This window comes from Paenibacillus sp. FJAT-26967, assembly GCF_001541095.1.
In the GTDB taxonomy this organism is placed as follows: Bacteria; Bacillota; Bacilli; order Paenibacillales; family NBRC-103111; genus Paenibacillus_F.
This window is the reverse complement of sequence record NZ_LMXH01000011.1, coordinates 16,132-42,289: the sequence shown is the minus strand read 5'-3', so window position 1 is coordinate 42,289 and position 26,158 is coordinate 16,132. Positions and strand designations below refer to the sequence as shown.

At 46.4% G+C, this 26,158-nt stretch carries 32 protein-coding genes and 1 other annotated feature; all 32 genes read right to left on the bottom strand.

The features are described 5' to 3' along the window. Positions 1-21: 21 nt before the first annotated feature. Complete coding sequence (rplE, locus tag AR333_RS22890) at positions 22-564, bottom strand: 50S ribosomal protein L5 (protein WP_068777688.1); 543 nt, start codon at positions 562-564, stop codon at positions 22-24. A gap of 28 nt (positions 565-592) precedes the next feature. Next, positions 593-946, bottom strand: a complete 354-nt coding sequence (gene rplX / locus AR333_RS22885; protein WP_084783987.1) for a 50S ribosomal protein L24 — start codon at positions 944-946, stop codon at positions 593-595. A gap of 102 nt (positions 947-1,048) precedes the next feature. Further along, on the bottom strand, positions 1,049-1,417 hold the full coding sequence (gene rplN, locus AR333_RS22880) for a 50S ribosomal protein L14 (RefSeq protein WP_068777687.1): 369 nt from the start codon (positions 1,415-1,417) through the stop codon (positions 1,049-1,051). A gap of 32 nt (positions 1,418-1,449) precedes the next feature. Then, positions 1,450-1,713: a 30S ribosomal protein S17 gene (rpsQ, locus tag AR333_RS22875; RefSeq protein ID WP_068777686.1), complete on the bottom strand. Its 264-nt coding sequence runs from the start codon at positions 1,711-1,713 to the stop codon at positions 1,450-1,452. A gap of 26 nt (positions 1,714-1,739) precedes the next feature. Beyond that, positions 1,740-1,937 carry a 50S ribosomal protein L29 gene (gene rpmC, locus AR333_RS22870; protein ID WP_068777685.1) on the bottom strand — a complete coding sequence of 66 codons (198 nt, stop codon included), beginning with the start codon at positions 1,935-1,937 and terminating at the stop codon, positions 1,740-1,742. Further along, on the bottom strand, positions 1,927-2,361 hold the full coding sequence (gene rplP / locus AR333_RS22865; RefSeq protein ID WP_068777684.1) for a 50S ribosomal protein L16: 435 nt from the start codon (positions 2,359-2,361) through the stop codon (positions 1,927-1,929). The genes rpmC and rplP overlap by 11 nt, the downstream gene beginning before the upstream one ends. Positions 2,362-2,363: 2 nt before the next feature. Next, the gene (gene rpsC / locus AR333_RS22860; protein ID WP_068777683.1) at positions 2,364-3,026 is read right to left on the bottom strand and encodes a 30S ribosomal protein S3; all 663 of its coding nucleotides are present in this window, start codon (positions 3,024-3,026) and stop codon (positions 2,364-2,366) included. 13 nt (positions 3,027-3,039) lie between these two features. After that, positions 3,040-3,372, bottom strand: coding sequence for a 50S ribosomal protein L22 (gene rplV, locus AR333_RS22855; protein ID WP_068777682.1), 333 nt, complete (start codon positions 3,370-3,372; stop codon positions 3,040-3,042). Between the two features lie 30 nt (positions 3,373-3,402). Beyond that, positions 3,403-3,681 carry a 30S ribosomal protein S19 gene (rpsS, locus tag AR333_RS22850; protein ID WP_068777681.1) on the bottom strand — a complete coding sequence of 93 codons (279 nt, stop codon included), beginning with the start codon at positions 3,679-3,681 and terminating at the stop codon, positions 3,403-3,405. Positions 3,682-3,729: 48 nt separating this feature from the next. Continuing rightward, on the bottom strand, positions 3,730-4,560 hold the full coding sequence (gene rplB / locus AR333_RS22845; protein ID WP_068777680.1) for a 50S ribosomal protein L2: 831 nt from the start codon (positions 4,558-4,560) through the stop codon (positions 3,730-3,732). 30 nt (positions 4,561-4,590) lie between these two features. Beyond that, a complete protein-coding gene (rplW, locus tag AR333_RS22840; protein ID WP_068777679.1) occupies positions 4,591-4,881 on the bottom strand; it encodes a 50S ribosomal protein L23 in 291 nt (96 codons plus the stop codon). Next, positions 4,878-5,504 carry a 50S ribosomal protein L4 gene (rplD, locus tag AR333_RS22835; RefSeq protein WP_068777678.1) on the bottom strand — a complete coding sequence of 209 codons (627 nt, stop codon included), beginning with the start codon at positions 5,502-5,504 and terminating at the stop codon, positions 4,878-4,880. Before rplD ends, rplW begins: the two co-directional genes overlap by 4 nt. 16 nt (positions 5,505-5,520) lie before the next feature. After that, positions 5,521-6,144 (bottom strand): 50S ribosomal protein L3, encoded by a 624-nt coding sequence (rplC, locus tag AR333_RS22830; RefSeq protein WP_068777677.1) that lies wholly within the window; start codon positions 6,142-6,144, stop codon positions 5,521-5,523. Between the two features lie 41 nt (positions 6,145-6,185). Further along, complete coding sequence (rpsJ, locus tag AR333_RS22825; RefSeq protein WP_068777676.1) at positions 6,186-6,494, bottom strand: 30S ribosomal protein S10; 309 nt, start codon at positions 6,492-6,494, stop codon at positions 6,186-6,188. A gap of 440 nt (positions 6,495-6,934) precedes the next feature. Beyond that, positions 6,935-8,125, bottom strand: a complete 1,191-nt coding sequence (gene tuf / locus AR333_RS22820; protein ID WP_068777675.1) for an elongation factor Tu — start codon at positions 8,123-8,125, stop codon at positions 6,935-6,937. Between the two features lie 45 nt (positions 8,126-8,170). Then, positions 8,171-10,246 (bottom strand): elongation factor G, encoded by a 2,076-nt coding sequence (gene fusA / locus AR333_RS22815; protein ID WP_068777674.1) that lies wholly within the window; start codon positions 10,244-10,246, stop codon positions 8,171-8,173. Positions 10,247-10,281: 35 nt separating this feature from the next. Next, complete coding sequence (rpsG, locus tag AR333_RS22810; RefSeq protein ID WP_068777673.1) at positions 10,282-10,752, bottom strand: 30S ribosomal protein S7; 471 nt, start codon at positions 10,750-10,752, stop codon at positions 10,282-10,284. A gap of 48 nt (positions 10,753-10,800) precedes the next feature. Then, positions 10,801-11,220, bottom strand: coding sequence for a 30S ribosomal protein S12 (rpsL, locus tag AR333_RS22805; protein ID WP_068777672.1), 420 nt, complete (start codon positions 11,218-11,220; stop codon positions 10,801-10,803). A 157-nt stretch (positions 11,221-11,377) separates the two neighbouring features. After that, complete coding sequence (locus AR333_RS22800; protein WP_068777671.1) at positions 11,378-11,629, bottom strand: ribosomal L7Ae/L30e/S12e/Gadd45 family protein; 252 nt, start codon at positions 11,627-11,629, stop codon at positions 11,378-11,380. Between the two features lie 162 nt (positions 11,630-11,791). Then, the gene (gene rpoC, locus AR333_RS22795; RefSeq protein WP_068777670.1) at positions 11,792-15,412 is read right to left on the bottom strand and encodes a DNA-directed RNA polymerase subunit beta'; all 3,621 of its coding nucleotides are present in this window, start codon (positions 15,410-15,412) and stop codon (positions 11,792-11,794) included. 77 nt (positions 15,413-15,489) lie between these two features. Beyond that, positions 15,490-19,026 carry a DNA-directed RNA polymerase subunit beta gene (gene rpoB, locus AR333_RS22790; RefSeq protein WP_068777669.1) on the bottom strand — a complete coding sequence of 1,179 codons (3,537 nt, stop codon included), beginning with the start codon at positions 19,024-19,026 and terminating at the stop codon, positions 15,490-15,492. Between the two features lie 421 nt (positions 19,027-19,447). Next, positions 19,448-20,044, bottom strand: a complete 597-nt coding sequence (locus tag AR333_RS22785; protein WP_068777668.1) for a class I SAM-dependent methyltransferase — start codon at positions 20,042-20,044, stop codon at positions 19,448-19,450. A 149-nt stretch (positions 20,045-20,193) separates the two neighbouring features. After that, entirely contained in the window at positions 20,194-20,559 is a 366-nt protein-coding gene (rplL, locus tag AR333_RS22780; RefSeq protein ID WP_068777667.1) for a 50S ribosomal protein L7/L12, read from the bottom strand. A 45-nt stretch (positions 20,560-20,604) separates the two neighbouring features. Further along, positions 20,605-21,114, bottom strand: coding sequence for a 50S ribosomal protein L10 (rplJ, locus tag AR333_RS22775; protein WP_068777666.1), 510 nt, complete (start codon positions 21,112-21,114; stop codon positions 20,605-20,607). Positions 21,115-21,177: 63 nt separating this feature from the next. Next, positions 21,178-21,323: a sequence feature (ribosomal protein L10 leader region), on the bottom strand. A 57-nt stretch (positions 21,324-21,380) separates the two neighbouring features. After that, positions 21,381-22,073, bottom strand: a complete 693-nt coding sequence (gene rplA, locus AR333_RS22770; protein ID WP_068777665.1) for a 50S ribosomal protein L1 — start codon at positions 22,071-22,073, stop codon at positions 21,381-21,383. A gap of 77 nt (positions 22,074-22,150) precedes the next feature. Then, a complete protein-coding gene (gene rplK / locus AR333_RS22765; RefSeq protein WP_009674499.1) occupies positions 22,151-22,576 on the bottom strand; it encodes a 50S ribosomal protein L11 in 426 nt (141 codons plus the stop codon). A gap of 179 nt (positions 22,577-22,755) precedes the next feature. Then, positions 22,756-23,289 carry a transcription termination/antitermination protein NusG gene (gene nusG / locus AR333_RS22760; RefSeq protein WP_068777664.1) on the bottom strand — a complete coding sequence of 178 codons (534 nt, stop codon included), beginning with the start codon at positions 23,287-23,289 and terminating at the stop codon, positions 22,756-22,758. Positions 23,290-23,311: 22 nt separating this feature from the next. After that, positions 23,312-23,524, bottom strand: coding sequence for a preprotein translocase subunit SecE (gene secE, locus AR333_RS22755; protein WP_068777663.1), 213 nt, complete (start codon positions 23,522-23,524; stop codon positions 23,312-23,314). 18 nt (positions 23,525-23,542) lie between these two features. Then, positions 23,543-23,692, bottom strand: a complete 150-nt coding sequence (gene rpmG / locus AR333_RS22750) for a 50S ribosomal protein L33 (RefSeq protein ID WP_068777662.1) — start codon at positions 23,690-23,692, stop codon at positions 23,543-23,545. Between the two features lie 360 nt (positions 23,693-24,052). Continuing rightward, positions 24,053-24,697 (bottom strand): RNA polymerase sporulation sigma factor SigH, encoded by a 645-nt coding sequence (sigH, locus tag AR333_RS22745; protein ID WP_068777661.1) that lies wholly within the window; start codon positions 24,695-24,697, stop codon positions 24,053-24,055. Between the two features lie 129 nt (positions 24,698-24,826). Next, positions 24,827-25,339 carry an NYN domain-containing protein gene (locus AR333_RS22740; protein ID WP_068777660.1) on the bottom strand — a complete coding sequence of 171 codons (513 nt, stop codon included), beginning with the start codon at positions 25,337-25,339 and terminating at the stop codon, positions 24,827-24,829. A 6-nt stretch (positions 25,340-25,345) separates the two neighbouring features. Then, complete coding sequence (gene rlmB, locus AR333_RS22735) at positions 25,346-26,086, bottom strand: 23S rRNA (guanosine(2251)-2'-O)-methyltransferase RlmB (RefSeq protein WP_068777659.1); 741 nt, start codon at positions 26,084-26,086, stop codon at positions 25,346-25,348. Positions 26,087-26,158: the final 72 nt, after the last annotated feature.

Below are 26,158 nucleotides of genomic sequence, written 5' to 3'. Positions count from 1 at the left end.
AAGCTCCGTGATGGTTGTTTCTTACTTCACAAACGGCATTCCGAGTTGGGTAAGCAGTTCACGAGCTTCTTCGTCAGACTTAGCAGTCGTTACGATAACGATATCCATACCGCGTACTTTGTCAATTTGATCGTATTCGATTTCCGGGAAAATAAGCTGTTCTTTCAGACCCAGCGTATAGTTACCACGGCCGTCGAATGCTTTCGACGATACGCCACGGAAGTCACGTACACGAGGAAGCGATACATTGAACAATTTGTCCAGGAATTGATACATGCGTTGTCCACGCAGCGTTACTTTCACACCGATCGGCATGTTTTCACGCAGTTTGAAACCTGCAATGGATTTTTTAGCACGAGTGATTACTGGTTTTTGACCTGCAATTTTTTGCAGATCCTCTACTGCACTGTCGAGCACCTTGGAGTTCGATACTGCTTCACCAACCCCCATGTTGATGACGACTTTCTCGATCTTTGGTACTTGCATAACAGTCGTATAGTTAAACTTCTGCATCAGAGCAGGAGTAATTTCGTTTAAGAAACGATCTTTCATTCTCGCTGTCATACTGGTGCCTCCTTTCCGCACAATTCGATTAATCGATAGCTTCGCCGGATTTTTTCGCGATGCGTACTTTCTTGCCGTTTTCCAGGACCTTGTAACCTACACGAGTCGGCTTACCGCTCTTAGGATCCACTAGCATAACGTTGGATGCGTGGATTGAAGCTTCCTGATTGATGATTCCGCCTTGCGGATTCGCTTGTGAAGGTTTTGCATGCTTCTTGATCATGTTGATTCCTTCAACCAGAACACGATTCTCACGCGGGTAAGCTGCGATAACGCGGCCTTTCTTGCCTTTGTCTTTGCCGGAGATAACAAAAACCGTGTCATCTTTCTTTACATGCAGTTTATTGTTATGAGATTCAAGTCTCTTTTTCGTTCTTGGCATGTTGATTACACCTCCTAAGCTTTCGATGGAAAGCTAACTTCGTAAAAGCTGCCGAACTTTCAATAAGAAAGTTACGCCGCAATTATTACTACGCTGCCTGTGTTAGATAACTTCAGGAGCAAGAGAAACGATCTTCATGAAATCTTTATCACGAAGTTCACGAGCAACTGGTCCGAAAATACGAGTTCCACGAGGGCTCTTATCATCTTTTACGATAACTGCCGCGTTCTCATCAAATGTGATGTAAGAACCGTCTTTACGACGAGCACCGCTCTTCGTACGTACGATTACCGCCTTAACAACATCACCTTTTTTGACAACGCCCCCTGGTGTTGCTTCTTTCACAGAGCAGATGATCAAATCACCGATACTGCCTACACGACGTCCAGTACCACCAAGTACACGAATGCACATCAGTTGTTTCGCACCGGAATTGTCCGCAACCTTTAAACGAGATAATGGTTGGATCATGTTAGTCCCTCCTTTCGGAATATATCTGTTGTTTAAACAATAACAGCTTTTTCAACGATCTCAACGAGACGGAAACGCTTGTCTTTGGACAATGGGCGAGTTTCCATGATTTTCACGGTGTCGCCGATTTGCGCTTCGTTGTTCTCATCGTGAGCTTTAAACTTCTTCGTATATTTAATCCGCTTGTGGTACAGATCGTGTTTTTTGTATGTTTCCACGGCAACAACAATGGTTTTTTCCATTTTGTCGCTGACCACTTTACCGATCTGGACTTTACGTTCGTTACGCTCTGCCATATACGAGCCCTCCCTTCTGAATTTGCTTAACCAATCCCGAGTTCTCTTTCACGCAAAACAGTTTTCGCACGGGCGATCTCTTTGCGCAGCTTCTGAATTTGAACCGGGTTATCCAGTTGTCCGGTAGCTAGTTGAAAACGGAGGTTAAAGAGTTCTTCCTTAAAACCGGAAATTCTTTGTTCGATTTCAGCAGTGGTTAAGTTGCGGAATTCACTAGCCTTCATGTGCTTCACCACCCACTTCTTCTTTCTTCACGAACTTACATTTAACCGGGAGCTTGTGCATAGCAAGACGCATAGCTTCGCGAGCAACTTCTTCGCTAACACCAGCCAGTTCAAACATAACCTTGCCAGGCTTTACAACAGCTACCCACTTCTCAACGTTACCTTTACCACTACCCATCCGGACTTCCAGAGGCTTTTGAGTGATTGGCTTCGCAGGGAAGATTTTAATCCATACTTTACCGCCACGTTTGATGTAACGTGTCATGGCAATACGAGCAGCCTCGATTTGACGGTTAGTAATCCATGCAGGCTCAAGAGCTTGCAGACCGAATTCACCGAATGCAACTTCAGTGCCGCCTTTAGCGCGACCTTTCATTTTACCGCGGTGTTCTTTGCGGTGTTTTACACGTTTAGGTACTAACATGATTAGTTGCCTCCTTCCGATTGAGCCTTTTTCTTAGCTGTCGGAAGTACCTCTCCACGATAGATCCATACTTTAACGCCGATCCGTCCGTAGGTCGTATGCGCTTCAGCTGTACCATAATCGATATCCGCACGAAGCGTGTGGAGTGGAACTGTTCCTTCGCTGTATCCTTCCGTACGGGCAATTTCCGCTCCGCCCAAACGTCCGCTGGTCGAAACTTTAATACCTTTAGCTCCCGCTCTTTGCGTTCTTTGCATCGCTTGTTTCATAGCACGACGGAAAGACACGCGGCGCTCTAACTGTTGTGCAATGCTTTCTGCAACGAGGACAGCGTCGAGCTCAGGGTTTTTCACTTCAGCGATGTTGATGTGAACTTTTTTCCCTGTCATTGTAGCAATGTAGTTGCGGATAATTTCTACTTCCGCTCCACCTTTACCGATAACCATACCAGGCTTAGCGGTATGAATCGTCACGTTCACGCGATTAGCCGCGCGCTCAATGTCGATATGAGAAAGTGCAGAATCTTTCAGTTTGTTCTTCAGATACTCACGAATTTTAACGTCTTCCATCAGCAAATCGCCGAAATCTTTCTCAGCGTACCATTTGGATTCCCAATCGCGAATAATACCAATTCTCAGACCTACCGGGTTTACTTTTTGACCCACACGTTATCCCTCCTTATTTCTCAGATACCACAACAGTAATGTGGCTGGTACGTTTATTAATGCGGCTCGCGCGACCCATGGCACGAGGGCGGAATCTCTTCATGATCGGACCGTGGTTTACATACACTTCACTGATCACGAGTTTGTTAGGATCCATCGAATAATTGTGCTCTGCGTTGGCAATTGCTGAGTTCAAAACCTTCTCCACGATAGGAGAAGCTGATTTAGGAGTATGGCGTAGGATTGCAACCGCATCCCCTACTTGTTTGCCCCGAATCAAATCAACTACCAGTTGCACTTTGCGAGGAGCGATCCGAACGAATTTAGCAGCAGCTTTAGCTTGCATAGTAGTACCTCCTCTCACTAAAAATAACGATTAGCGTTTTCCGGTTTTCTTATCGTCATCATGACCTTTGTACGTACGAGTTGGTGCAAACTCACCTAGTTTGTGTCCAACCATATCTTCTGTAACGTATACAGGCACATGCTTTCTTCCGTCATAAACCGCGATAGTGTGACCCACGAACTGAGGGAAAATAGTAGAACGGCGAGACCAAGTTTTGATTACGGTCTTTTTGCTGCCTTCGGTTTGCTCCTCAACTTTTTTCATGAGGTGTCCATCGATAAATGGACCTTTTTTCAAACTGCGACCCATAGAAGCGCCTCCCTTCTCTGAACATTGAGATATTCAGATGTGTATAAATTACTTCGTACGACGACGTACAATGTACTTGTCAGAAGCTTTGCCTTTTTTACGAGTTTTATAACCGAGTGTCGGTTTACCCCAAGGGGACAACGGAGACTTACGGCCGATAGGAGCGCGACCTTCACCACCACCGTGTGGGTGATCGTTCGGATTCATTACTACCCCGCGGACTTCTGGTCTCTTGCCAAGCCAACGATTACGTCCGGCTTTACCGATCTTGACGAGTTCGTGATCACCGTTACCAACGGAACCGATAGTCGCGCGGCAAGTTTTCAGCACTTTGCGAACTTCTCCGGAGGAAAGACGAATTGTCACGTACACATCTTCTTTACCAAGCAGTTGAGCTTCGGTACCAGCAGCACGTACCATTTGTCCGCCTTTGCCTGGTTTCAGCTCGATGTTGTGGATAACTGTACCGACCGGAATGTTCTCCAGTGCAAGTGCATTACCAACTTTGATATCAGAACCAAGTCCGGATTGAATTTGGTCATCAACCTTCAAGCCTTTTGGTGCCAGAATGTATCTTTTTTCACCGTCTGCGTAGTGGATCAGAGCGATGTTAGCGGAACGGTTTGGATCGTACTCGATTGTAGCAACGCGACCTGGAATGCCGTCTTTGTTGCGCTTAAAGTCGATGATACGATATTTACGCTTATGACCGCCACCATGATGACGAGTCGTGATTTTACCTTGGTTATTACGACCTGCTTGTTTACTCAGAGGAGCAAGCAAGGATTTTTCCGGTGTGGATGTCGTGATCTCTTCAAAAGTAGATACGGACATTGCACGTCTTGCTGGAGAGGTCGGTTTATACTTTTTAATTGGCATCTGTGTTACCTCCTTACTTTAGAGATTTTATTATACCGTTTCAAAGAACTCCAGTTCCTTGCTATCTGCACTCAGTGTCACGAAAGCTTTCTTCCAAGCGGAAGTATAACCGGAATGACGACCTTGACGCTTCGGCTTAGCTGGCATTCTAAGCGTGTTTACGCTACTTACTTTAACTTTAAAGATCTCTTCGATCGCTTGTTTGATTTCCGTTTTGTTCGCACGGAGCTCAACTTCGAATACATACTTCTTGTCAGCCATCATTTCAGTAGAACGTTCCGTGATGACTGGGCGCTTGATTATATCGCGTGGGTTTTTCATTGCGCAAGCACCTCCTCTACCTTCTGAACCGCATCCTTCGTAATGATCAATTTGTCATGAACCATTACGTCGAGTACGTTGATTCCATCAGCAACAACGAACTTCACTCCCGGAATGTTACGAGCGGAAAGTGCTACGCTGTCTTCGTATGATGCAGCAACAACAAGTGCCTTACGGTCTACGTTGAGGTTCTTCAGAATCGCTACGAATTCTTTCGTTTTCGGAGCATTCATCTGCAGCTGATCCAATACGATAATGTCATTCTCAATCACTTTAGATGAAAGAGCAGACTTAATTGCAAGACGACGAACTTTCTTAGGCAATTTGTAACCATAGCTGCGAGGAGTCGGTCCGAATACTACACCGCCGCCCTTCCATTGTGGAGCACGGATACTACCTTGACGTGCGCGTCCAGTTCCTTTTTGTTTCCAAGGCTTACGTCCGCCGCCGCGTACTTCAGAACGTCCTTTTACCTTGTGGGTACCTTGACGAACAGATGCTTGTTGCAATAGAACCGCTTCATGCAGAGCATGCACGTGAGGTTCGATACCGAACACAGCATCAGACAGTTCAACTTCACCGACCTGAGAGCCGGATACGTTATATAGCGCTACTTTTGGCATCAGTCTTCCTCCTTTCTTACTTTTTCACCGCGGATTTCACGCTTACGTAGCTGTTTCTAGGACCCGGAATGGAACCTTTAACCAGGATTACGTTACGATCCGCATCAACTTTAATAACTTGCAGGTTTTGCAGGGTTACTGTTTCGCTACCCATATGTCCTGGCAATTTCTTGCCCTTCATAACACGGTTAGCTGCGATGGAACCCATGGAACCCGGACCACGATGATAACGGGAACCGTGAGACATCGGACCAGTGTGTTGATTATGTCTTTTGATTACGCCCTGGAATCCTTTACCTTTGGATGTACCAGACACGTCAACAAACTCACCTTCGCTGAACAGATCCGCTTTCAGCTCTTGGCCTACTTCATATTCTCCAAGTGTCACACCACGAAATTCTTTAACGTAGCGCTTAGGAGCAGTGTTAGCCTTCTTTGCATGACCAATTTCAGGCTTAGTTGCATTCTTTTCTTTCTTGTCGGCAAAACCGATTTGGATCGATTCGTAACCATCGTTATCGACATCTTTCTTCTGCAGAACCACACATGGTCCAACTTCGATAACTGTTACAGGTACGACGTTTCCTTCTGGTGTAAATACTTGAGTCATTCCAAGTTTTTTACCTAAGATACCTTTCATTCGTTGACACCTCTCTTCCTTATCGTTTCTTCTATTTAATCTTACAATTTAATTTCAATGTCAACACCGGACGGCAAGTCCAGTCTCATCAAAGCATCCACAGTTTGTGGTGTAGGATTCACGATATCGATCAAACGCTTGTGTGTGCGCTGCTCGAATTGTTCACGAGAATCTTTGTATTTGTGTACCGCACGTAGAATTGTAACAATTTGCTTCTCAGTTGGAAGCGGAATCGGACCGGAAACACTTGCTCCGGAACGCTTGGCAGTTTCTACGATTTTCTCAGCAGATTGATCGATCACTCTGTGATCATAAGCTTTTAAACGAATACGAATCTTTTGCTTTGCCATATAAGTCCCTCCTTCTATCGCCCAATTTATTATCGGACATACTCCGTGAAAATCCCCTGACAACCTTTCCCATGGCAAAGGGGCCGGGTGTGTCAGCAACCTCTCACATCATCGCAACGTCACAGACCAACGCTAACTATTATATCGAATACAATTAATAAATGCAACATTTTTATAAGACAAATATCTAGAAAGTTTTCAGTCGATATTATCCGTCTTTTAAACGGCATCCTTTTGATTGCTTCTTCTATTATAGTGAGAACCGTGTTAGTTGACGCCGCGCATATATCCGGAACTTATTACGGCAATGTATTACTGTGTACAACTATGTTTAATAGAAAAGCCCCGCCACCAAGGGCAGGGCCTTCGTCTTACTCCGTTACAGTACAGGGGTCTCGTTACAGTACGTGTTGCTTATGAAATCGTCCGAGGACGATAAATTACTTAATGATTGTTGCTACTGCACCGGCACCAACAGTACGTCCGCCTTCACGGATCGCGAACTTAGTACCTTGCTCGATAGCGATTGGGTTGATCAGTTCAACCGTTACAGTGATGTTATCACCAGGCATAACCATCTCAGTGCCTTCTGGCAGGTTGATGATACCTGTTACGTCAGTTGTACGGAAGTAGAACTGTGGACGGTAACCAGTGAAGAAAGGCTTGTGACGGCCACCCTCTTCTTTAGTCAGTACGTAGATTTGAGCTGTAAAGCTAGTGTGCGGCTTAACCGAACCTGGCTTCGAAAGAACTTGTCCACGCTCGATGTCATTACGGTCAACACCACGAAGCAGTGCGCCGATGTTGTCACCAGCTTGAGCGGAGTCAAGAAGCTTACGGAACATTTCTACGCCTGTAACTACGCATTTGCGAGTTTCTTCAGCGATACCAACGATTTCAACTTCGTCTTGTACTTTAACAGTACCACGCTCTACACGGCCTGTAGCAACTGTACCACGACCTGTGATGGAGAATACGTCCTCGACAGGCATAAGGAAAGGCTTGTCAGTTTCGCGTTCTGGTTGTGGGATGTAAGTATCAACTTGCTCGAAGAGCTCGATGATTTTGTCCGCCCACTCGCCATCTGGGTTTTGAAGAGCTTCACGAGCGGAACCACGAATGATCGGAGTGTCGTCGCCTGGGAACTCATACTCAGAAAGAAGGTCACGGATTTCCATTTCAACCAGTTCAAGAAGCTCTTCGTCTTCAACCATGTCACACTTGTTCATGAATACGACGATGTAAGGAACGCCTACTTGACGGGAAAGAAGGATGTGCTCGCGAGTTTGCGGCATAGGGCCGTCAGCTGCGGATACAACCAGGATAGCTCCGTCCATTTGCGCAGCGCCTGTGATCATGTTTTTAACATAGTCGGCGTGACCTGGGCAGTCTACGTGTGCGTAGTGACGGTTAGGAGTTTCGTACTCAACGTGTGCAGTGGAGATTGTGATACCACGCTCGCGCTCTTCTGGTGCTTTATCGATTTGGTCGAATGCTACTGCAGCTCCACCATATCTTTTGGACAGTACAGTTGTGATTGCAGCTGTCAGGGTTGTTTTACCGTGGTCGACGTGACCGATAGTACCGATATTAACGTGCGGTTTATTACGTTCGAATTTAGCCTTTGCCATGTTAAACAATTCCTCCTTGAAATAAATTTTAAAACTAGTTTTATATTAAGCGCCTTTGTGCTTTGTGATAATTTCTTCCGCAATGGACTTAGGCACTTCTTCATAATGAGAGAGTTCCATGGAGTACACACCGCGACCTTGCGTTCTAGAACGAAGAGTCGTGGAGTAACCGAACATTTCGGAAAGAGGTACTTTAGCGCGGATAACTTGTGCACCCGAACGAGAGTCCATACCTTCGATGCGTCCACGGCGGGAGTTCAGGTCACCCATTACATCGCCCATGTACTCTTCAGGTACAGTTACTTCTACCTTCATGATCGGCTCAAGCAGAGCAGGGTTACATTTGTCCTTAGCTGCTTTAAGAGCCATAGAGCCGGCAATTTTAAACGCCATCTCATTGGAGTCAACATCATGATAGGAACCGTCAACGACAGTTGCCTTGATATCAACAACAGGGAAACCGGCGATTACACCGTTCTTCAGGGATTCTTCAATACCAGCTTGAATTGGCGCGATGTATTCACGTGGAATAGCACCACCGACAATTTTACTTTCGAAGACAAAACCTGAACCTGGTTCAAGCGGTTCGAACTCAACCCAACAATGTCCGTATTGACCACGGCCACCGGATTGACGAACGAATTTACCCTCAACTTTAGCACCAGATTTGAAAGTTTCGCGATAAGCAACTTGAGGCTTACCTACATTGGTGTCCACTTTGAACTCGCGACGCATACGGTCAACGATAATTTCCAAGTGAAGCTCACCCATACCTGCAAGAATCGTTTGACCGGTTTCTTCATCAGTATGTGCACGCAGTGTAGGATCTTCTTCAGTAAGCTTAGAAAGCGCGATACCCATTTTATCTTGGTCTGCTTTAGTCTTAGGCTCAACTGCGATTTCGATAACCGGATCAGGGAAGTTCATGGACTCCAAGATCACCGCATTTTTCTCATCACAGAGGGTGTCGCCTGTACCTGTATCTTTCAAACCTACAGCTGCCGCGATATCACCGGAGTGTACTTCGGAAATCTCTTGACGGCTGTTAGCGTGCATTTGAAGAATACGGCCCACGCGCTCACGTTTGCCTTTAGTTGCATTCAATACATAAGAACCGGATTGCAATACACCGGAATACACACGGAAGAACGTGAGTTTACCAACGTAAGGATCGGTCATGATTTTGAATGCAAGTGCAGCAAACGGTTCGGAATCGGAAGATTTGCGAGTTGTTTCAGTTCCGTCTTCAAGCAAGCCCTTGATGTCTGGAACGTCAATTGGAGCAGGCAAATAATCGATTACAGCGTCCAGCATAGGCTGAACACCTTTGTTACGGTAAGAAGATCCGCAGATAACCGGGAAGATTTGAACGTTTACTACACCTTTGCGGAGAGCCGCTTTCAGTTCAGCAACCGTAATTTCTTCACCTTCCAGGTATTTCATTGTAAGCTCTTCATCAAGCTCAGCGACCTTCTCAACGAGTTCCAGACGGAGTTCGGCAACTTTATCCTTGTACTCTGCAGGAATCTCGATATCTTCAACATCTTTACCCATATCATCCTTATAAAGGATGGCCTTCTCTTCTACGATATCGATGATACCGACAAAGTCGTTCTCAGCACCAATCGGCAGCTGAATAGCTACAGCATTGGCACCCAACTTTTCGCGCATCGAATCGACAACTCCCAAGAAGTCGGCACCGATGATATCCATTTTGTTAACATATGCAATACGTGGAACGCTGTATTTATCAGCCTGTCTCCATACGGTTTCAGACTGAGGCTCTACGCCTTCCTTCGCACTGAATACACCAACAGCTCCATCCAATACACGCAGGGAACGTTCAACTTCAACTGTGAAGTCAACGTGCCCCGGGGTATCAATGATATTGATGCGGTGACCTCTCCACGCAGCAGTGGTAGCGGCGGAAGTAATCGTAATTCCGCGCTCCTGCTCCTGCTCCATCCAGTCCATCGTAGCTGCACCTTCGTGCACTTCTCCGATTTTGTGGGTACGGCCTGTATAGTACAGAATCCGCTCGGTTGTGGTAGTCTTACCGGCATCAATATGTGCCATGATCCCGATGTTACGTGTATCTTTTAAGGAGAACTCTCTAGCCATGGTTATGTCTCCTTCCTAATTCGAGGATCTAAATCCTACCAACGGTAGTGAGCAAACGCTTTGTTCGCTTCTGCCATTTTGTGTACATCTTCACGTTTCTTCACAGAAGAACCTGTGTTGTTACTAGCATCGATAATTTCAAATGCCAGTCTCTCTTCCATGGTTTTCTCACCACGAAGACGAGAGTAGTTTACGAGCCAGCGCAGACCAAGTGTCGTGCGACGCTCTGGCTTAACTTCGATTGGAACCTGGTAGTTAGCACCACCGACGCGGCGGGATTTAACTTCCAGCACCGGCATGATGTTCTTGATGGCTTGTTCGAAAACTTCCATCGGCTCCTTACCGGTACGTTCTTGAATCATTTCAAACGCGTTATATAGAATAGATTGTGCTACCCCTCTTTTACCATCGATCATGATGCGATTGATGAGACGAGTAACTAATTTGCTGCTATATATCGGATCTGGCAATACGTCTCTGCGTGTTACTGGACCTTTACGAGGCATAGTGATCCCCCTTTCTCAAAAAATAATTGCTTTCAAACAAGAGATAGATTACTTCTTAACTTTCGGACGCTTCGTACCATATTTGGAACGAGCTTGCATACGGTTGTTAACACCGGAAGTATCCAGTGCACCACGAACGATGTGGTAACGTACCCCTGGAAGGTCTTTCACTCTACCTCCGCGAATCAGAACAACGCTGTGTTCTTGAAGGTTGTGTCCGATACCTGGAATGTATGCTGTAACCTCTACACGGTTCGTCAAACGCACACGAGCGTATTTACGAAGTGCGGAGTTTGGCTTCTTCGGAGTCATTGTACCTACACGAGTACATACACCGCGTTTTTGCGGAGCGCTGAGTTCCGTAGATTCTCTTTTCAAAGCGTTAAAACCTCTTTGAAGAGCCGGGGATTTCGATTTAACAACTTTAGCTTGACGTCCTTTACGGACTAACTGGTTAATTGTTGGCATGCTGCCACCTCCTCTCTAGTGTATACATCTTACCTTTATTGCAAGCCCACAGATCCAGGCGAGTCATAAATAAGCAAAGGGAAGTTTTTGTTTTTAGACTCAGCAAAAAGTAAGCTGTTTCTCGCATGAGATCTAGAAACAAAAACATCCGGCCATGCTATTCATTTATGATTGCAGCCACCGCGGCCCCAACATCAATTCCGCATGCTTTACCAAGCAATTTCATAGAATCTACGTAGGTTATCTCTATTCCAGAATTCAAACAGAGATTTACAATCTTAGCTATCATACGCGGATCTGCATCTTTGGCAACAATAACTTCTAGTGCTGTACCAAGTTCAACACTTTTCGTAGCTTGCTTTGTGCCGACACTTAATTTCGACGCCTGCTTGACTTTGTCATATGTCATATTCCACATCCTCCAAAGTACAGGTAAAGATATTAATTTAGGCACACTTCGATATATTAGCATCTTGAAAGAGCAGTGTCAAGAAAATTGCCTGACAATCAACAGATTTATTTAAATAGTTGATGGTCAGGCGCCTTTTCTTCTAACTGATTGCGCTAACGGCTATTCAACCGTCACCGTTTCTTTTTCTGCTTGGTCTTCAGCAGCCGGCTCGGAATTAGGATCTACAACCCGAATGTTCCGGTAGCGAGGCATACCTGTACCCGCCGGAATCAGCTTACCAATGATAACATTCTCCTTGAGGCCCAGTAGCTGGTCCACTTTTCCTTTGATCGCTGCATCTGTCAGGACACGCGTTGTTTCCTGGAAGGAAGCCGCGGAAAGGAAGGAGTCAGTCTCAAGCGACGCCTTCGTAATACCGAGAAGGATCGGTTTCGCAACTGCAGGCTCATTATCCGCAAACAAAGCCACTTTGTTCGCTTCTTCGTATTCATGCATGTCAACGAATGATCCGGGCAGCAGTGTAGTATCACCCGCATCTACGATACGGATTTTACGAAGCATCTGACGAATCATTACTTCCACGTGCTTATCATTGATCTCTACGCCCTGGTTCCGGTATACGCGTTGAACTTCCTGAAGGATATAGTTCTGAACGCCTCGGATACCTTTGATGCGCAGCATTTCTTTAGGATCAATCGAACCCTCGGTTAATTCATCGCCCGCCTCGATCGTCTGTCCTACAACAGCCCTTACACGGGAGCCATAAGGAACAGCGTATACGCGGGACTCGGCTTCACCTTGTACTTCGATTTCACGGCGGTCCTTAGCTTCGCGAATTTCTTTAACGAGACCATCAATCTCCGAAATAATCGCTTGCCCTTTAGGATTACGCGCTTCGAACAACTCCTGAATACGCGGCAAACCTTGTGTGATATCATCCCCTGCAACACCACCGGTATGGAATGTACGCATAGTAAGCTGCGTTCCTGGTTCACCAATGGATTGTGCTGCGATAATACCTACAGCTTCACCGATTTCAACATGTTGTCCTGTCGCAAGATTACGTCCATAGCACTTCTTACATACCCCATGACGGGAGCGGCAGCTAAGAACAGAACGAATCTGCAGACGTTCAATACCTGCATCGATGATCGAATTCGCGATATTAGCTTCAATCAATTCATTACGATTGACGATCACATCACCAGACTGCGGATGACGAATCGTTTCGAATGCATACCGGCCTTCAATACGGTCAAACAAGTCTTCGATTACTTCTTTGCCGTCTTGAATTTTACTGACAATAAATCCTTTATCTGTTCCGCAATCATCTTCTCGAACAATTACATCCTGCGCAACGTCTACCAGACGACGGGTCAGATAACCGGAGTCAGCTGTACGAAGGGCTGTATCGGCAAGACCTTTACGAGCACCGTGAGTGGAAATAAAGTATTCCAAGACAGTAAGGCCTTCACGGAAGTTCGATTTAATTGGGAGCTCGATAATTTTACCGGACGGGTTGGCCATCAATCCACGCATACCACCAAGTTGTGTAATCTGGGATTTGTTACCCCGTGCTTTGGATTCTACCATCATGTTGATGGAATTGTATTTATCGAGGGATTTCATCAGGATATCTGTGATTTCATCCTTCGTTTTACTCCAGATTGCAATTACGCGATCGTAACGCTCTTCATCCGTAATCAAGCCGCGGCGGTACTGATTCGTAACCGTGCGTACTTTTTCCTCTGAATCTTCTAGAATCTTCTTCTTCTCTAAAGGCACGACAACGTCTGCAACAGCTACAGTAATACCCGCTTTAGTGGAGTAAGTGAAGCCGAGCTCTTTAATCTTATCGAGAATTACGGAAGTTCTAGTTGTATGGTAATTACGGAAACACTCCGCAATAATCGATCCTAAATAGTCTTTTCCTACTGCTTTGGCTTCCGGCAATTCTTCCATTCTAGCGCGAATATCTGCGCCTTTCTCAAACACGAAGTAATCGTCGGATGGACCGTTAAGCAGGTTTGCTTTGGTAGCATCGTTGATGTACGGGAAATCTTCCGGGAAAATTTCATTGAAAATGATTTTTCCGATCGTCGTAATCAAATATGCTTCCTGTTGAGCTGCGGTAAAGTTCTTCTTATTAAGAACTCTTGCAGGGATAGCTACACGCGCATGCAGTTCAGCTGTTCCGTTCTGATAAACAGATACGGCTTCGTTCACAGAGCGAAGAATCAGGTTAGCGCCTTTACCGTACTTGTTGTCCGTAGTCAGGTAGAAGCTTCCCAAGACCATATCCTGCGATGGCGTTACAACTGGCTTGCCGTCTTTCGGGTTCAAAATGTTGCCGGATGCAAGCATCAATACACGAGCCTCTGCTTGTGCTTCAGCAGATAGCGGTACGTGAACGGCCATTTGGTCACCGTCAAAGTCAGCGTTGTAGGCTGTACATACGAGTGGATGCAGCTTGATAGCACGGCCTTCAACCAAGATTGGTTCAAACGCCTGGATACCCAGTCTGTGCAGCGTAGGGGCGCGGTTCAGAAGAACGGGATGCTCTTTAATAACTTCCTCGAGAACGTCCCATACTTCCGGACTTACACGTTCCACTTTGCGCTTCGCACTCTTAATGTTATGCGCAAGACCTTTGTTGACCAACTCTTTCATTACAAAAGGTTTGAACAACTCAAGAGCCATTTCTTTAGGCAGACCGCATTGATACATTTTCAGGCTAGGACCTACTACGATAACGGAACGACCCGAATAGTCGACACGTTTACCGAGCAAGTTCTGACGGAAACGTCCCTGTTTACCTTTAAGCATGTGACTCAAAGATTTAAGCGGACGGTTACCAGGACCTGTTACCGGACGTCCACGGCGGCCGTTATCGATTAGCGCGTCAACAGCTTCTTGAAGCATCCGCTTCTCATTCTGAACAATGATATCAGGAGCCCCAAGATCTAATAGACGTTTCAGACGGTTATTACGGTTAATAACACGACGATACAAATCGTTAAGGTCGGACGTTGCAAAACGGCCACCATCCAGCTGAACCATCGGACGGAGCTCTGGCGGAATAACCGGCAGGACATCAAGAACCATCCAATCTGGCAGGTTCTTAGAATTACGGAATGCTTCCATAACTTCCAGACGCTTGATCGCGCGGTTACGGCGTTGACCTTGTGCGGTTTTTAGCTCTTCTTTCAGCATCTCAACATCTTTGTCGATGTCGATATCCTGAAGAAGCTTCTTAACTGCCTCAGCACCCATACCAGCTTGGAAGGCATATCCATACTTCTCGCGGTAGCTGCGGTATTCCTTTTCAGACAGAAGCTGCTTCTTCTCAAGAGGCGTGTCTCCCGGATCCGTAACAACATAGGAAGCAAAGTATATGATCTCCTCAAGCGAGCGCGGAGACATGTCCAGTGCGAGGCCCATGCGGCTAGGAATACCTTTGAAGTACCATATATGGGAGACAGGCGCAGCAAGTTCAATGTGCCCCATACGCTCACGGCGAACCTTCTGACGCGTTACTTCAACGCCACAACGATCACATACGACGCCTTTATAGCGAACACGCTTGTACTTACCGCAATGACATTCCCAGTCTTTCGTCGGGCCAAAGATTTTCTCACAGAACAAGCCTTCTTTTTCGGGCTTCAGTGTTCTGTAGTTGATTGTCTCCGGTTTTTTAACTTCCCCACGGGACCATGAACGGATTTTCTCAGGTGAAGCCAATCCGATTTTCATAAATTCGAAATTGTTTACGTCCAACAAGGAGCAACCCTCCTTAGAATATGCTAATTATGGGAAGGAGGCGGACTCTATGTCCGCCTTTCCTGTATCAATTGCAGTTATTCAGCTCCAATTTCTGCCCCTTCAAGGTTCAGATTAAGCTTATCACTCGTAGTGTCTTCTTCATCATCGAGTTCTTTCATCTCGATCTCTTGCTCATCGCCGGATAGAATCTTAACATCCATACCCAAGCTCTGGAGCTCTTTGATCAATACTTTGAACGACTCAGGAACACCAGGTTCTGGCACGTTCTCGCCTTTGACAATGGACTCGTAGGTTTTAACACGACCAACCACGTCATCAGACTTAACAGTAAGAATTTCCTGAAGAGTATATGCAGCGCCGTAAGCCTCAAGCGCCCATACTTCCATCTCCCCGAAACGTTGTCCGCCGAACTGAGCTTTACCACCCAGAGGTTGTTGCGTAACGAGTGAGTATGGTCCTGTGGAACGTGCATGGATTTTGTCATCGACCATGTGCGCCAGTTTGATCATATACATGACCCCAACTGTAACTTCACGTTCAAAGGAATCTCCTGTCCGCCCGTCATACAGCTTCGTTTTACCGTTACGCTGCATGCCGGCCTCTTCCATGGTGTCAAACACATCATACTCATGCGCTCCGTCGAATACCGGCGTTGCTACATGAATACCAAGCGCTCTTGATGCCATACCCAAGTGAACTTCCAGTACTTGACCGATGTTCATACGAGAAGGTACGCCGAGCGGATTAAGAACAACCTCCACCGGTGTTCCATCCGGCATGAAAGGCATATCTTCTTCCGGAAGAATACGTGCGATAACACCCTTGTTACCGTGACGTCCCGCCATTTTATCACCTTCAGAAATCTTACGCTTCTGAGCGATGTAAACACGAACCAGCTGATTGACGCCCGGCGGCAACTCGTCACCGTTCTCACGTGTAAATACTTTCACGTCGACAACAATACCGTCTGTTCCGTGAGGGACCCGCAGCGACGTATCGCGAACTTCACGCGCCTTCTCACCGAAGATTGCATGAAGCAGACGCTCTTCAGCGGTCAGCTCCGTTACACCCTTAGGCGTAACTTTACCAACAAGAATATCTCCAGCACCTATCTCCGCACCGACACGAATGATTCCGCGCTCATCGAGGTTCTTAAGAGCATCTTCACCAACGTTCGGAATATCACGTGTGATTTCTTCTGGGCCGAGTTTCGTGTCACGAGCCTCGGATTCATATTCTTCAATGTGAATAGATGTATACACATCTTCCTTCACAAGTCTTTCACTCAGCAGAATCGCATCCTCGTAGTTGTAACCTTCCCAAGTCATGAAGGCTACTACAACGTTACGGCCAAGAGCCAATTCGCCTTGCTCTGTGGATGGACCGTCAGCCAGAATGTCTCCAGCTTTGACCAACTGACCTTTCTGAACGATCGGACGCTGGTTAATGCACGTTCCTTGGTTAGAGCGCATAAACTTGTGAAGCTTATGTTTAATCAAGTTACCGTTCACTAGTTTGCCTTCAATCATCTCTTGACGACGAAGCCAAATTTCATTTCCCGCAACTTTTTCGATAATTCCGTCATGTTTGGCAACAATACAAACACCAGAGTCTTTCGCAGACTTGTGCTCCATACCCGTACCAACCAACGGAGCTTTCGGGATGAGAAGCGGAACGGCTTGACGTTGCATGTTGGATCCCATGAGCGCACGGTTGGAGTCATCGTTTTCCAAGAATGGAATTAACGCCGTTGCAACCGATACAACCTGCTTAGGAGATACGTCCATGTAGTCGACACGTTCTTTAGGAAGCGTCAGAATATCATCCTTATAACGGACGATAACACTGTCATTCACGAAGAATCCTTCTTCTGAAAGCTCTGCATTCGCTTGAGCAACAACGTAGTTATCCTCTTCATCGGCAGTCATGTAGACGATTTCTTCCGTAACAACGCCTGTTTTGGGATCAACATGACGGTATGGAGCTTCAATAAAGCCATACTCATTGATCCGCGCGAACGTTGACAAGGAGTTAATCAAACCGATGTTCGGACCTTCCGGCGTTTCAATTGGACACATCCGCCCATAATGGGAGTGATGGACGTCACGAACTTCAAAGCCGGCACGTTCCCGCGTCAAACCGCCGGGTCCGAGTGCGGATAGACGGCGTTTGTGCGTCAACTCAGCAAGCGGGTTCGTCTGATCCATAAACTGCGAGAGCTGGGAGCTTCCGAAGAACTCCTTGATAGCCGCGATAACCGGGCGTATGTTAATCAAAGCCTGCGGCGTAATTACGTTCGCATCCTGAATGGACATACGCTCACGAACAACACGTTCCATCCGAGACAGACCTATACGGAACTGATTCTGCAGCAGCTCACCAACGGAACGAAGACGACGATTACCAAGGTGATCGATATCATCGGTGTTTCCGATTCCGTGCAGAAGGTTTATAAAGTAGTTAATGGACGAAATGATGTCCGCAGGTGTAATATTCTTGACGGATTTATCAATAACTCCGTTAGAAATCACTTTAATTACCTTACCGTCTTCAATCGGTGAATACACATCAATCGTCTGGACAGGAATGATCTCTTCTCCGGCAACTCCGTTAGGAACAGAGTAGTCTTTGAATCCGATGCTCTTCTCCAGGAATGGAAGGACTTCATCCAAAAGACGACGATCAAGAACTTGGCCCGCCTCCGCAACGATCTCGCCCGTTTCCGGATCAATCAGCGTTTCTGCAAGACGTTGGTTAAACAACCGGTTCTTAATATGAAGCTTCTTATTGATTTTGTAACGACCTACATTCGCCAGATCGTAACGTTTTGGATCAAAGAAACGAGCTACAAGCAAGCTTCTCGCATTATCAAGCGTCGGTGGTTCACCCGGACGAAGACGCTCATAAATTTCAATCAAAGCTTTATCCGTAGAATCCGTGTTGTCTTTATCCAGCGTATTCCGAATATATTCATTGTCACCAAGCAGATCAAGAATCTCAGCGTCAGTACCAAACCCGAGTGCACGCAGCAGAACTGTCACTGGGATTTTACGCGTGCGATCAATACGTACATAGACGATATCCTTCGCATCGGTTTCCAATTCCAACCATGCCCCACGATTCGGAATCACTGTTGCTGTGTAAGTCTTTTTACCGTTCTTATCTACTTTGGTGCTATAATAGACGCTAGGAGAACGAACGAGCTGGGAGACAATTACACGTTCAGCACCGTTAATAATGAAGGTTCCGGTTTCGGTCATGATTGGGAAATCTCCCATAAACACTTCCTGTTCCTTCACTTCTCCGGTTTCCTTATTGATCAGACGTACCTTCACCCGAAGCGGTGCAGCGTAGGTGACGTCACGCTCTTTGGATTCGTCTACGGAATACTTAGGCTCTCCTAAGCTGTAGTCAATAAATTCAAGTACTAGATTCCCCGTGAAATCCTGAATAGGTGAAATGTCCAAAAGCATCTCACGTAGTCCTTCATCCAAAAATCCTTCATAAGATTTTTGTTGAATTTCGATCAGGTTGGGGATGTCAAGCACCTCATTAATTCGAGCATAAGTCCTGCGTTTGCGTCGTCCAAATTGAACAAGATGTCCCGCCAACTTCATTCACCCCTTAAGTCTACTCAGTTCATAAAAATAAATAAGAAAAACTTCTATCGACGTACACTTCATGGGCACCTCGTTGTTTGGGCACCCCCTTAAGGAAGGGCGTCTACGCCGAGCGCACGCTAACGGTGGAATTCTCCGATCTGATCAGAGAGCCCGTCCGAAGAAGCGACTGCAATGGATGGAGGTTTTTCTTGTTGATCCGCACAGTTATGGCATATAATACTACTTATCCTGTTAGAATTTCCTAAAATTTCAACATTATACTCAACGTTAGAAATTTTATTCATTTCTATTCAAAAAAACGCTTGACATTTTCGTTAAGGAAACACATCAAGCCCATCTTAATACTGACATTTTTTAATGATATCATATTAGTGTTGTCAAGTCAAAGTTTTTTTGCGTAAGGCGTATATTATTTGATTGCTTTCAAAATGCGATAGCCTTTATCCTTTGTAACTTCCTCTGCTTCTGTGAAAAGTTCCTCCATTTTAGCCAATGCAGATGGCGAACCCTGCTTTTTTTGAATCACGACCCACAACTCACCGCCGGGAAGAAGGCAATCCCAGGCCTGTTCGAATATCTCATGAACCGTTTGTTTACCTGCACGTATCGGAGGGTTAGTAAGCACAACAGTAAATTTTTGTTCCTTAACCGCTTCTAGTTTATCACTCTGCAGGACGGTCACATTAGTAATGCCATTATTCTTAGCATTTTCTTTGGCAAGTTCAACAGCCCGCTCATTAATATCGACCATCGTTACAAATCCTTCCGGACATTGCAGCGCAGCACTTAATCCGATAGGTCCATATCCACAGCCGACATCTAATACCTTTGCTTTTGAATCCATTGTCATAGTCTCGATTAGAAGACGACTTCCGAAATCGACGCCGCCTTTGGAGAAGACACCGGCATCCGTCTTCAAATCAAGTTTACGTCCAGCCAACCGCAACTCAACTTGCTGAGCCTTATGCTTTACTGTCGGCTTTTGCGTATAATAGTGATCCGTCAACTGCATTCTCTCCTTTTCTGCCATGTTGCACAAATTATATCCTAACTGTGATGATTCTTGAAATTAGCTTAAGCCAAACACATTTCTTTTATTAAATCCAAAAGAACCTCTTGAAGCCAGGCTTCAAGAGGTTCCCCGTTAAACCAATATTATTTCACTTCTACGGAAGCGCCAGCTTCAGCAAGTTTCGCTTGAACTGCTTCTGCTTCTTCTTTGCTTACTTTTTCTTTGATTGGTTTTGGTGCGTTGTCAACCAGGTCTTTTGCTTCTTTCAGACCAAGACCAGTGATTTCGCGAACAACTTTGATAACGTTGATTTTGGAAGCACCAGCGTTGTTCAAAATTACGTCGAACTCGGATTGCTCAGCAGCTTCAGCACCGCCAGCAGCGCCGCCCATTACTGCAACTGGAGCTGCAGCAGTTACGCCAAATTCTTCTTCAATTGCTTTAACCAGATCATTCAGTTCAAGAACTGTCATGCCTTTAATGGCTTCCAAGATTTGCTCGTTACTCATGGTTAAACCTCCATTATATTCATTCGAATTATTTGTGGGTAAAAATTAAGCTTCTGCTCCGGTCTCTTGCTTATCAGCCACAGCTTTAACTGCAAGAGCGAAGTTGCGAACAGGTGCTTGAAGCACGCTGAGGAGCATGGACAGAAGACCTTCGCGGGAAGGCAGGTCTGCCAGCGCTTTGATTTGTGCAACATCAACAACTTTACCTTCTACAACACCAGCTTTGATGCTAAGGCTGTCGTTTTTCTTCGCAAAATCGTTAAGGATCTTGGCTGGAGAAACAACATCATCTTTACTGAATGCAATTGCAGTAGGACCAGTCAGATGTGCATCAAGTTCAGTCAACTCTGTATTAGCAGTTGCACGTCTTACCATCGAGTTCTTAAGAACTGCGAATTCGATGCCAGCTTCACGGAGTTTCTTACGAAGTTCCGTTACTTGAGCAACGTTCAGACCACGATAGTCTGCTACGATTGTACAGGAGCTCTCACGCAGTTTTTCCGACAAGTCGGATACGATCTGCTCTTTTTCTGCTAAAATCTTCGCGTTTGCCATAGGTTACACCTCACTTCTTGTCAATCTTGTTTTCACCGAATCTATCGCAAGCATTTCTACTGCCTAAGCATAAGAAATGCCTTCGTAGACTCTACGAAGGCATGACATTTACGGATGAACCGATTTATATCATAACACCTCGGCGGGATATTAAGCATTCAGGCTAACCCTCATGCACCTGCTGTCTACGGTCTATATATTCGACTGTTAACTAACAACCTCAGTTATATTATCACGTTCGACATGATATGTCAATCGCAATTAACTTATCTGAAGGATTGGAGATTCACGCGAACGCTCGGGCCCATTGTCGAGGAAATCGCAACGCTCTTCAGGTATACACCTTTAGCAGCTGCTGGTTTCGCTCTGAGCAGTGCGTCGATCAGCGCTTTAAAGTTCTCAGAGAGCTTGTCAGCGTCGAAAGATACTTTGCCGAGTGGAGCATGAATTTGTCCCGCTTTATCCAAACGGTATTCGATTTTACCAGCTTTGATCTCTTGAACAGCTTTAGTAACGTCGAAAGTTACGGTACCTGCTTTAGGGTTAGGCATAAGGCCTTTACCACCGAGCAGACGTCCGAGCTTACCAACTTCACTCATCATGTCAGGAGTAGCTACGCAAACATCGAAATCGAACCAGCCTTGCTGGATTTTGTTGATCATGTCCAGATCGCCCACAAAATCAGCGCCTGCCGCTTCTGCTTCTTTAGCTTTGTCACCCTTCGCGAATACGAGAACGCGCTTGGTTTTACCAGTTCCGTGCGGAAGTACTACTACGCCGCGAACAGCCTGGTCTTGTTTTCTAGGGTCTACACCCAGACGAACAGCGATATCAACTGTTTCGTCGAATTTTGCCGGAGCTGATTTCTTAACAAGCTCAATTGCTTCAGCCGGCTCATAAAGTGCTTCAGCAGTGATCTGCTTAGCTACTTCGTTATATTTCTTACCGTGTTTAGCCATGTGTAATCCTCCTCTGTGGTCGTAACGGATTGCCCTCCCACTGTATTGCGGCTTCCGAAGGAAGCCAACGAATCGAATTAATCTTCGATCGTGATGCCCATGCTGCGAGCAGTACCTTCAACCATCAGCATTGCAGCCTCTACGGTTGCAGCGTTCAGGTCAGGCATTTTAGTTTCAGCGATTTCACGAACTTTCGCACGTTTAACCGTTGCAACTTTCTTCTTGTTCGGTTCGCCGGAACCTTTTTCGACACCAGCTGCGATACGAAGAAGTACTGCTGCCGGAGGCGTTTTAGTTTCGAATGTGAACGAACGGTCTTCGAATACAGTGATAACAACCGGAATGATCAGACCTGCTTGATCAGCAGTCTTAGCATTGAACTCCTTACAGAAAGCCATAATGTTCACGCCAGCTTGACCCAGTGCAGGACCGATCGGCGGAGCCGGATTCGCTTTCCCTGCAGGAACCTGCAGTTTCACCATTTTAATAACCTTTTTTGCCATGTGTGTGACACCTCCTTGCACGTAGTGTGGTTCGACGGGATCATTTCCCTCCCACCAGCAAAAGCCTATCCGCGAAAGAGACAGATCTGGCTAAGCTTTTCTTAAGGAACCAGCCAGAATCAGCAATCTGATTCCGCAAGAGAAACTTCCTCAAATAGAGGGATTTGAATCGATGCTGTCTACAGTTTCTCCACTTGATGGAAATCGAGTTCCAGCGGAGTCTCTCGACCAAACATGTTGACATGAACCTTAAGCTTACTTTTGTCTGCAATAATTTCTTCGACAGTACCGACGAAGTTCGCAAACGGACCTACCTTCACGCGAACCGTCTCTTTCAGATCGAAATCGATCTTAGGTTTCGGTTCTTCCATTCCCATGTGCTTCAGAATAGATTCGACTTCTTCCGGAAGCAGTGCTGTCGGTTTAGAGCCGGAACCCGTAGAGCCAACAAAGCCAGTAACACCAGGCGTGTTGCGAACAACGTACCAGGAATCATCCGTCTGGATCATCTCAACGAGCACGTATCCGGGGTAAACTTTACGCATGACGGTTTTCTTCTTGCCGTCTTTGTTTACCAGCTCTTCTTCCATGGGTACAAGTACACGAAAGATCTTGTCCGTCATATCCATGGATTCAACACGCTTCTCTAAATTGGCTTTGACTTTGTTCTCGTAACCTGAATAGGTATGAACGACGTACCATCTTTTTTCCATATTTGCCACCTAGTTCCTGAATTTATTTGAAGACAAGACGAAGCAACTCAGAGATCCCCAGGTCGAGCAAGTAAAAATAGACAGTCACGAAAGCCACCGTCACAAGGGTAACGGTCGTATAGCTGATCATTTCCTTGCGAGTTGGCCATTTGACCTTCTTCAGTTCGCTCCAGCTTTCGGTGAAAAACGAGAACGAGGAGCCGAAGCCCTGCTTCATTTTAGCTAAGAAAGCCACGCACTACACCTCCACAGACTATCTGGTTTCGCGATGAGCGGTATGTTCATTGCAGAATTTGCAGAATTTCTTGAACTCCATACGGTCTGGATGGTTACGCTTGTTCTTGTTGGACGTATAGTTCCGTTGCTTGCAACTTGTGCATGCCAGCGTAATGATAACGCGCATGTTGTACACCTCCCGAGATCAGGATCAAATACGCCCTTTTTTGCGCATAAAAAAAAAGCGATAGGGCTACCTGCAATACTTTAACATAACCGGTATAGGGTGTCAAGGATAAGATCCTGCGCCGTGCACAGCAAAAAGCCCCTTGCCGGATCCTGGGTTGTTCTCATTATCGGCCTTGTCTCAACTGTTTAAACCTAGTAAGTGCCCTGATAAAAAATGAATTGCCACATCAAGCCTCAGCGGGAAAGATATCACCGCATAATATTGTGTGTGCAGCAAGAAGGAAACATTAGCGACGGTCTCATCGGACCTGTTTTTATAACAAATAAAAAAACACCCAATCACTGAAGGGTGCCTTGTCTATAAATCCCGCACTTCCAAATAACGCTCAAGCTTGCGTTTGACTCGCTGCAGAGCATTGTCTATCGACTTCACATGTCGGTCCAGATCAACAGCTATTTCCTGATAGGATCTTCCATCAAGATAAAGCATCAGTACACGACGTTCGAGATCACTAAGAATCTCACCCATTTTGTCTTCGAGCCCGCTGAATTCTTCCTGATTAATAATCAATTCCTCAGGATCGGTTACCTTGGAGCCGCAAATCACATCGAGAAGCGTACGATCTGAATCCTCGTCGTAAATCGGCTTGTCCAATGAAACGTAAGAGTTAAGCGGAATATGCTTCTGACGGGTTGCCGTCTTAATAGCCGTAATAATCTGCCGCGTGATGCATAGTTCTGCAAAAGCCTTAAACGAGGAGAGCTTGTCTCCGCGGAAATCCCGGATTGATTTGTATAACCCGATCATTCCCTCTTGCACGATATCTTCGCGGTCAGCACCTATAAGAAAGTATGAACGGGCTTTGGCACGTACAAAATTGCGGTACTTATTGATCAGAAACTCCAGTGCATCGCTATTACCACTATGGACAGCGTCGACGATATCCTCGTCGGTCTTGAGTTCGTAATCCGTCATTCTGAGCTCTCTGAGGTCGACACTCACCAAAAATCCCTCCGGCCTGCAAAACTCCCATGATTGCTTAAAAGGATAGGTCAAGTATACATTATGTAATCTTACATCGTCAATGCAAATGAGAGATTAATTTCCAGAGTTTTTCAAAAGTTCCTGATGTTACTTCCCTCTTCTCCACCGCTCGAAGATTTCCCGCATCTCCTCATTCAACTTGCTATCGAAAGAGTTCCGGCCAGTTTCGGCCTCTTCCCGAATTCGATTATGGATCTCACCGCGGTTCTGCTTGATCTTAACGAGCAGTTCAGAAGCTGGAAGCCGCAGCGCCCCTTTGCCGAAAATCACATGCTGCTCGGTCATATCGGAAGTAGCTACGTAGATTTGACGGCGGCGGCCAGCCAATTGGAAGACCAGCCGTTCGATCAATTCGTCGGCCGTCTCCTTCTCCTTTGTGTAAAGAACGCTGAGCTTGCTCTGCACGTAGGTTTTGCCAAGCCCCGGCACCTGATAGGCATCAAACACCAGATAAACCTTAATACCCGAAAACGATTGATATTCCGCAAGTATCGCGATCAGCCTGTCCCTCGCCTCTTCCAGACTGCGGTCACGCAGTGCTTGAAGTTCCGCCCAGGCGCCGATAATATTGTAGCCGTCTACAATCAAGAATTCCTTCATGAGCGGTTAGCCTGTCGTGCGCTGTCTGACGACCTCGTACATCAGAACACCCGCTGCTACAGAGGCATTCAGCGAATTAATGCGGCCATGCATAGGCAGCTTCACAAGGAAATCGCACGATTCCTTAATCAGACGCCCTACGCCGCGGGCTTCATTGCCGATCACGAGGGCGAGCGGCAGCTTAAAGTTGCTGCGGTATACATCGTCCGCTGCCGTTACATCCGTGCCCGCTACCCATACGCCGCGTTCCTTGAGCTCACCGATCGTTTGGGTGATGTTGGTTACGCGGGCTACGGGCACATATTCAATCGCTCCCGCGGACGTCTTGGACACGGTCGCGGTCAGACCGACGGAACGGCGTTTGGGAATGATGACGCCGTGAACGCCCGTGCAATCCGCGGTGCGGAGAATGGAGCCGAGATTGTGAGGATCCTCGATTTCATCGAGGATCAGAATGAACGGCTCCTCGCCTTTGCGCTCTGCACGCGCGAGAATGTCGTCGATCGTGGCATAGTCATATGCAGCCACTTGTGCGACGACTCCCTGGTGCTGGACTTCCGGCGCCAGTTGGTCTAGTTTGCGCTTGTCGGCCGTCTGCACGACAATGCCTTGCTTCTTAGCCTCAGCCACTATAGGCTGTGCAAGCTGTTTCTGCGCTGATTCAGCCAGCCAGATTTTATGAATGGTGCGGCCGGAACGGAGTGCTTCGAGCACTGAATGTTTACCGCCGATGTATTCTTCTTCCATGTTGAGTCCTCCTAAAGGTTGTTCTTCTTATTGTCCGCATCGGATAGAGCTGCCGCGGTGAAAACCGGGCGC

What these genes read in the sequence shown, in the direction of transcription:
- rplE (WP_068777688.1), bottom strand. Translation starts at nt 564, where the DNA reads ATGACAGCGAGAATGAAAGATCGTTTCTTAAACGAAATTACTCCTGCT.
- rplX (WP_084783987.1), bottom strand. Translation starts at nt 946, where the DNA reads ATGCCAAGAACGAAAAAGAGACTTGAATCTCATAACAATAAACTGCAT.
- rplN (WP_068777687.1), bottom strand. Translation starts at nt 1,417, where the DNA reads ATGATCCAACCATTATCTCGTTTAAAGGTTGCGGACAATTCCGGTGCG.
- rpsQ (WP_068777686.1), bottom strand. Translation starts at nt 1,713, where the DNA reads ATGGCAGAGCGTAACGAACGTAAAGTCCAGATCGGTAAAGTGGTCAGC.
- rpmC (WP_068777685.1), bottom strand. Translation starts at nt 1,937, where the DNA reads ATGAAGGCTAGTGAATTCCGCAACTTAACCACTGCTGAAATCGAACAA.
- rplP (WP_068777684.1), bottom strand. Translation starts at nt 2,361, where the DNA reads ATGTTAGTACCTAAACGTGTAAAACACCGCAAAGAACACCGCGGTAAA.
- rplV (WP_068777682.1), bottom strand. Translation starts at nt 3,372, where the DNA reads ATGCAAGCTAAAGCTGCTGCTAAATTCGTTCGGATCGCTCCTCGCAAA.
- rpsS (WP_068777681.1), bottom strand. Translation starts at nt 3,681, where the DNA reads ATGGGTCGCAGTTTGAAAAAAGGTCCATTTATCGATGGACACCTCATG.
- rplB (WP_068777680.1), bottom strand. Translation starts at nt 4,560, where the DNA reads ATGCCAATTAAAAAGTATAAACCGACCTCTCCAGCAAGACGTGCAATG.
- rplW (WP_068777679.1), bottom strand. Translation starts at nt 4,881, where the DNA reads ATGAAAAACCCACGCGATATAATCAAGCGCCCAGTCATCACGGAACGT.
- rplD (WP_068777678.1), bottom strand. Translation starts at nt 5,504, where the DNA reads ATGCCAAAAGTAGCGCTATATAACGTATCCGGCTCTCAGGTCGGTGAA.
- rplC (WP_068777677.1), bottom strand. Translation starts at nt 6,144, where the DNA reads ATGAAAGGTATCTTAGGTAAAAAACTTGGAATGACTCAAGTATTTACA.
- rpsJ (WP_068777676.1), bottom strand. Translation starts at nt 6,494, where the DNA reads ATGGCAAAGCAAAAGATTCGTATTCGTTTAAAAGCTTATGATCACAGA.
- tuf (WP_068777675.1), bottom strand. Translation starts at nt 8,125, where the DNA reads ATGGCAAAGGCTAAATTCGAACGTAATAAACCGCACGTTAATATCGGT.
- fusA (WP_068777674.1), bottom strand. Translation starts at nt 10,246, where the DNA reads ATGGCTAGAGAGTTCTCCTTAAAAGATACACGTAACATCGGGATCATG.
- rpsG (WP_068777673.1), bottom strand. Translation starts at nt 10,752, where the DNA reads ATGCCTCGTAAAGGTCCAGTAACACGCAGAGACGTATTGCCAGATCCG.
- rpsL (WP_068777672.1), bottom strand. Translation starts at nt 11,220, where the DNA reads ATGCCAACAATTAACCAGTTAGTCCGTAAAGGACGTCAAGCTAAAGTT.
- AR333_RS22800 (WP_068777671.1), bottom strand. Translation starts at nt 11,629, where the DNA reads ATGACATATGACAAAGTCAAGCAGGCGTCGAAATTAAGTGTCGGCACA.
- rplL (WP_068777667.1), bottom strand. Translation starts at nt 20,559, where the DNA reads ATGAGTAACGAGCAAATCTTGGAAGCCATTAAAGGCATGACAGTTCTT.
- rplJ (WP_068777666.1), bottom strand. Translation starts at nt 21,114, where the DNA reads ATGGCAAACGCGAAGATTTTAGCAGAAAAAGAGCAGATCGTATCCGAC.
- rplA (WP_068777665.1), bottom strand. Translation starts at nt 22,073, where the DNA reads ATGGCTAAACACGGTAAGAAATATAACGAAGTAGCTAAGCAGATCACT.
- rplK (WP_009674499.1), bottom strand. Translation starts at nt 22,576, where the DNA reads ATGGCAAAAAAGGTTATTAAAATGGTGAAACTGCAGGTTCCTGCAGGG.
- nusG (WP_068777664.1), bottom strand. Translation starts at nt 23,289, where the DNA reads ATGGAAAAAAGATGGTACGTCGTTCATACCTATTCAGGTTACGAGAAC.
- rpmG (WP_068777662.1), bottom strand. Translation starts at nt 23,692, where the DNA reads ATGCGCGTTATCATTACGCTGGCATGCACAAGTTGCAAGCAACGGAAC.
- AR333_RS22740 (WP_068777660.1), bottom strand. Translation starts at nt 25,339, where the DNA reads ATGAAGGAATTCTTGATTGTAGACGGCTACAATATTATCGGCGCCTGG.
- rlmB (WP_068777659.1), bottom strand. Translation starts at nt 26,086, where the DNA reads ATGGAAGAAGAATACATCGGCGGTAAACATTCAGTGCTCGAAGCACTC.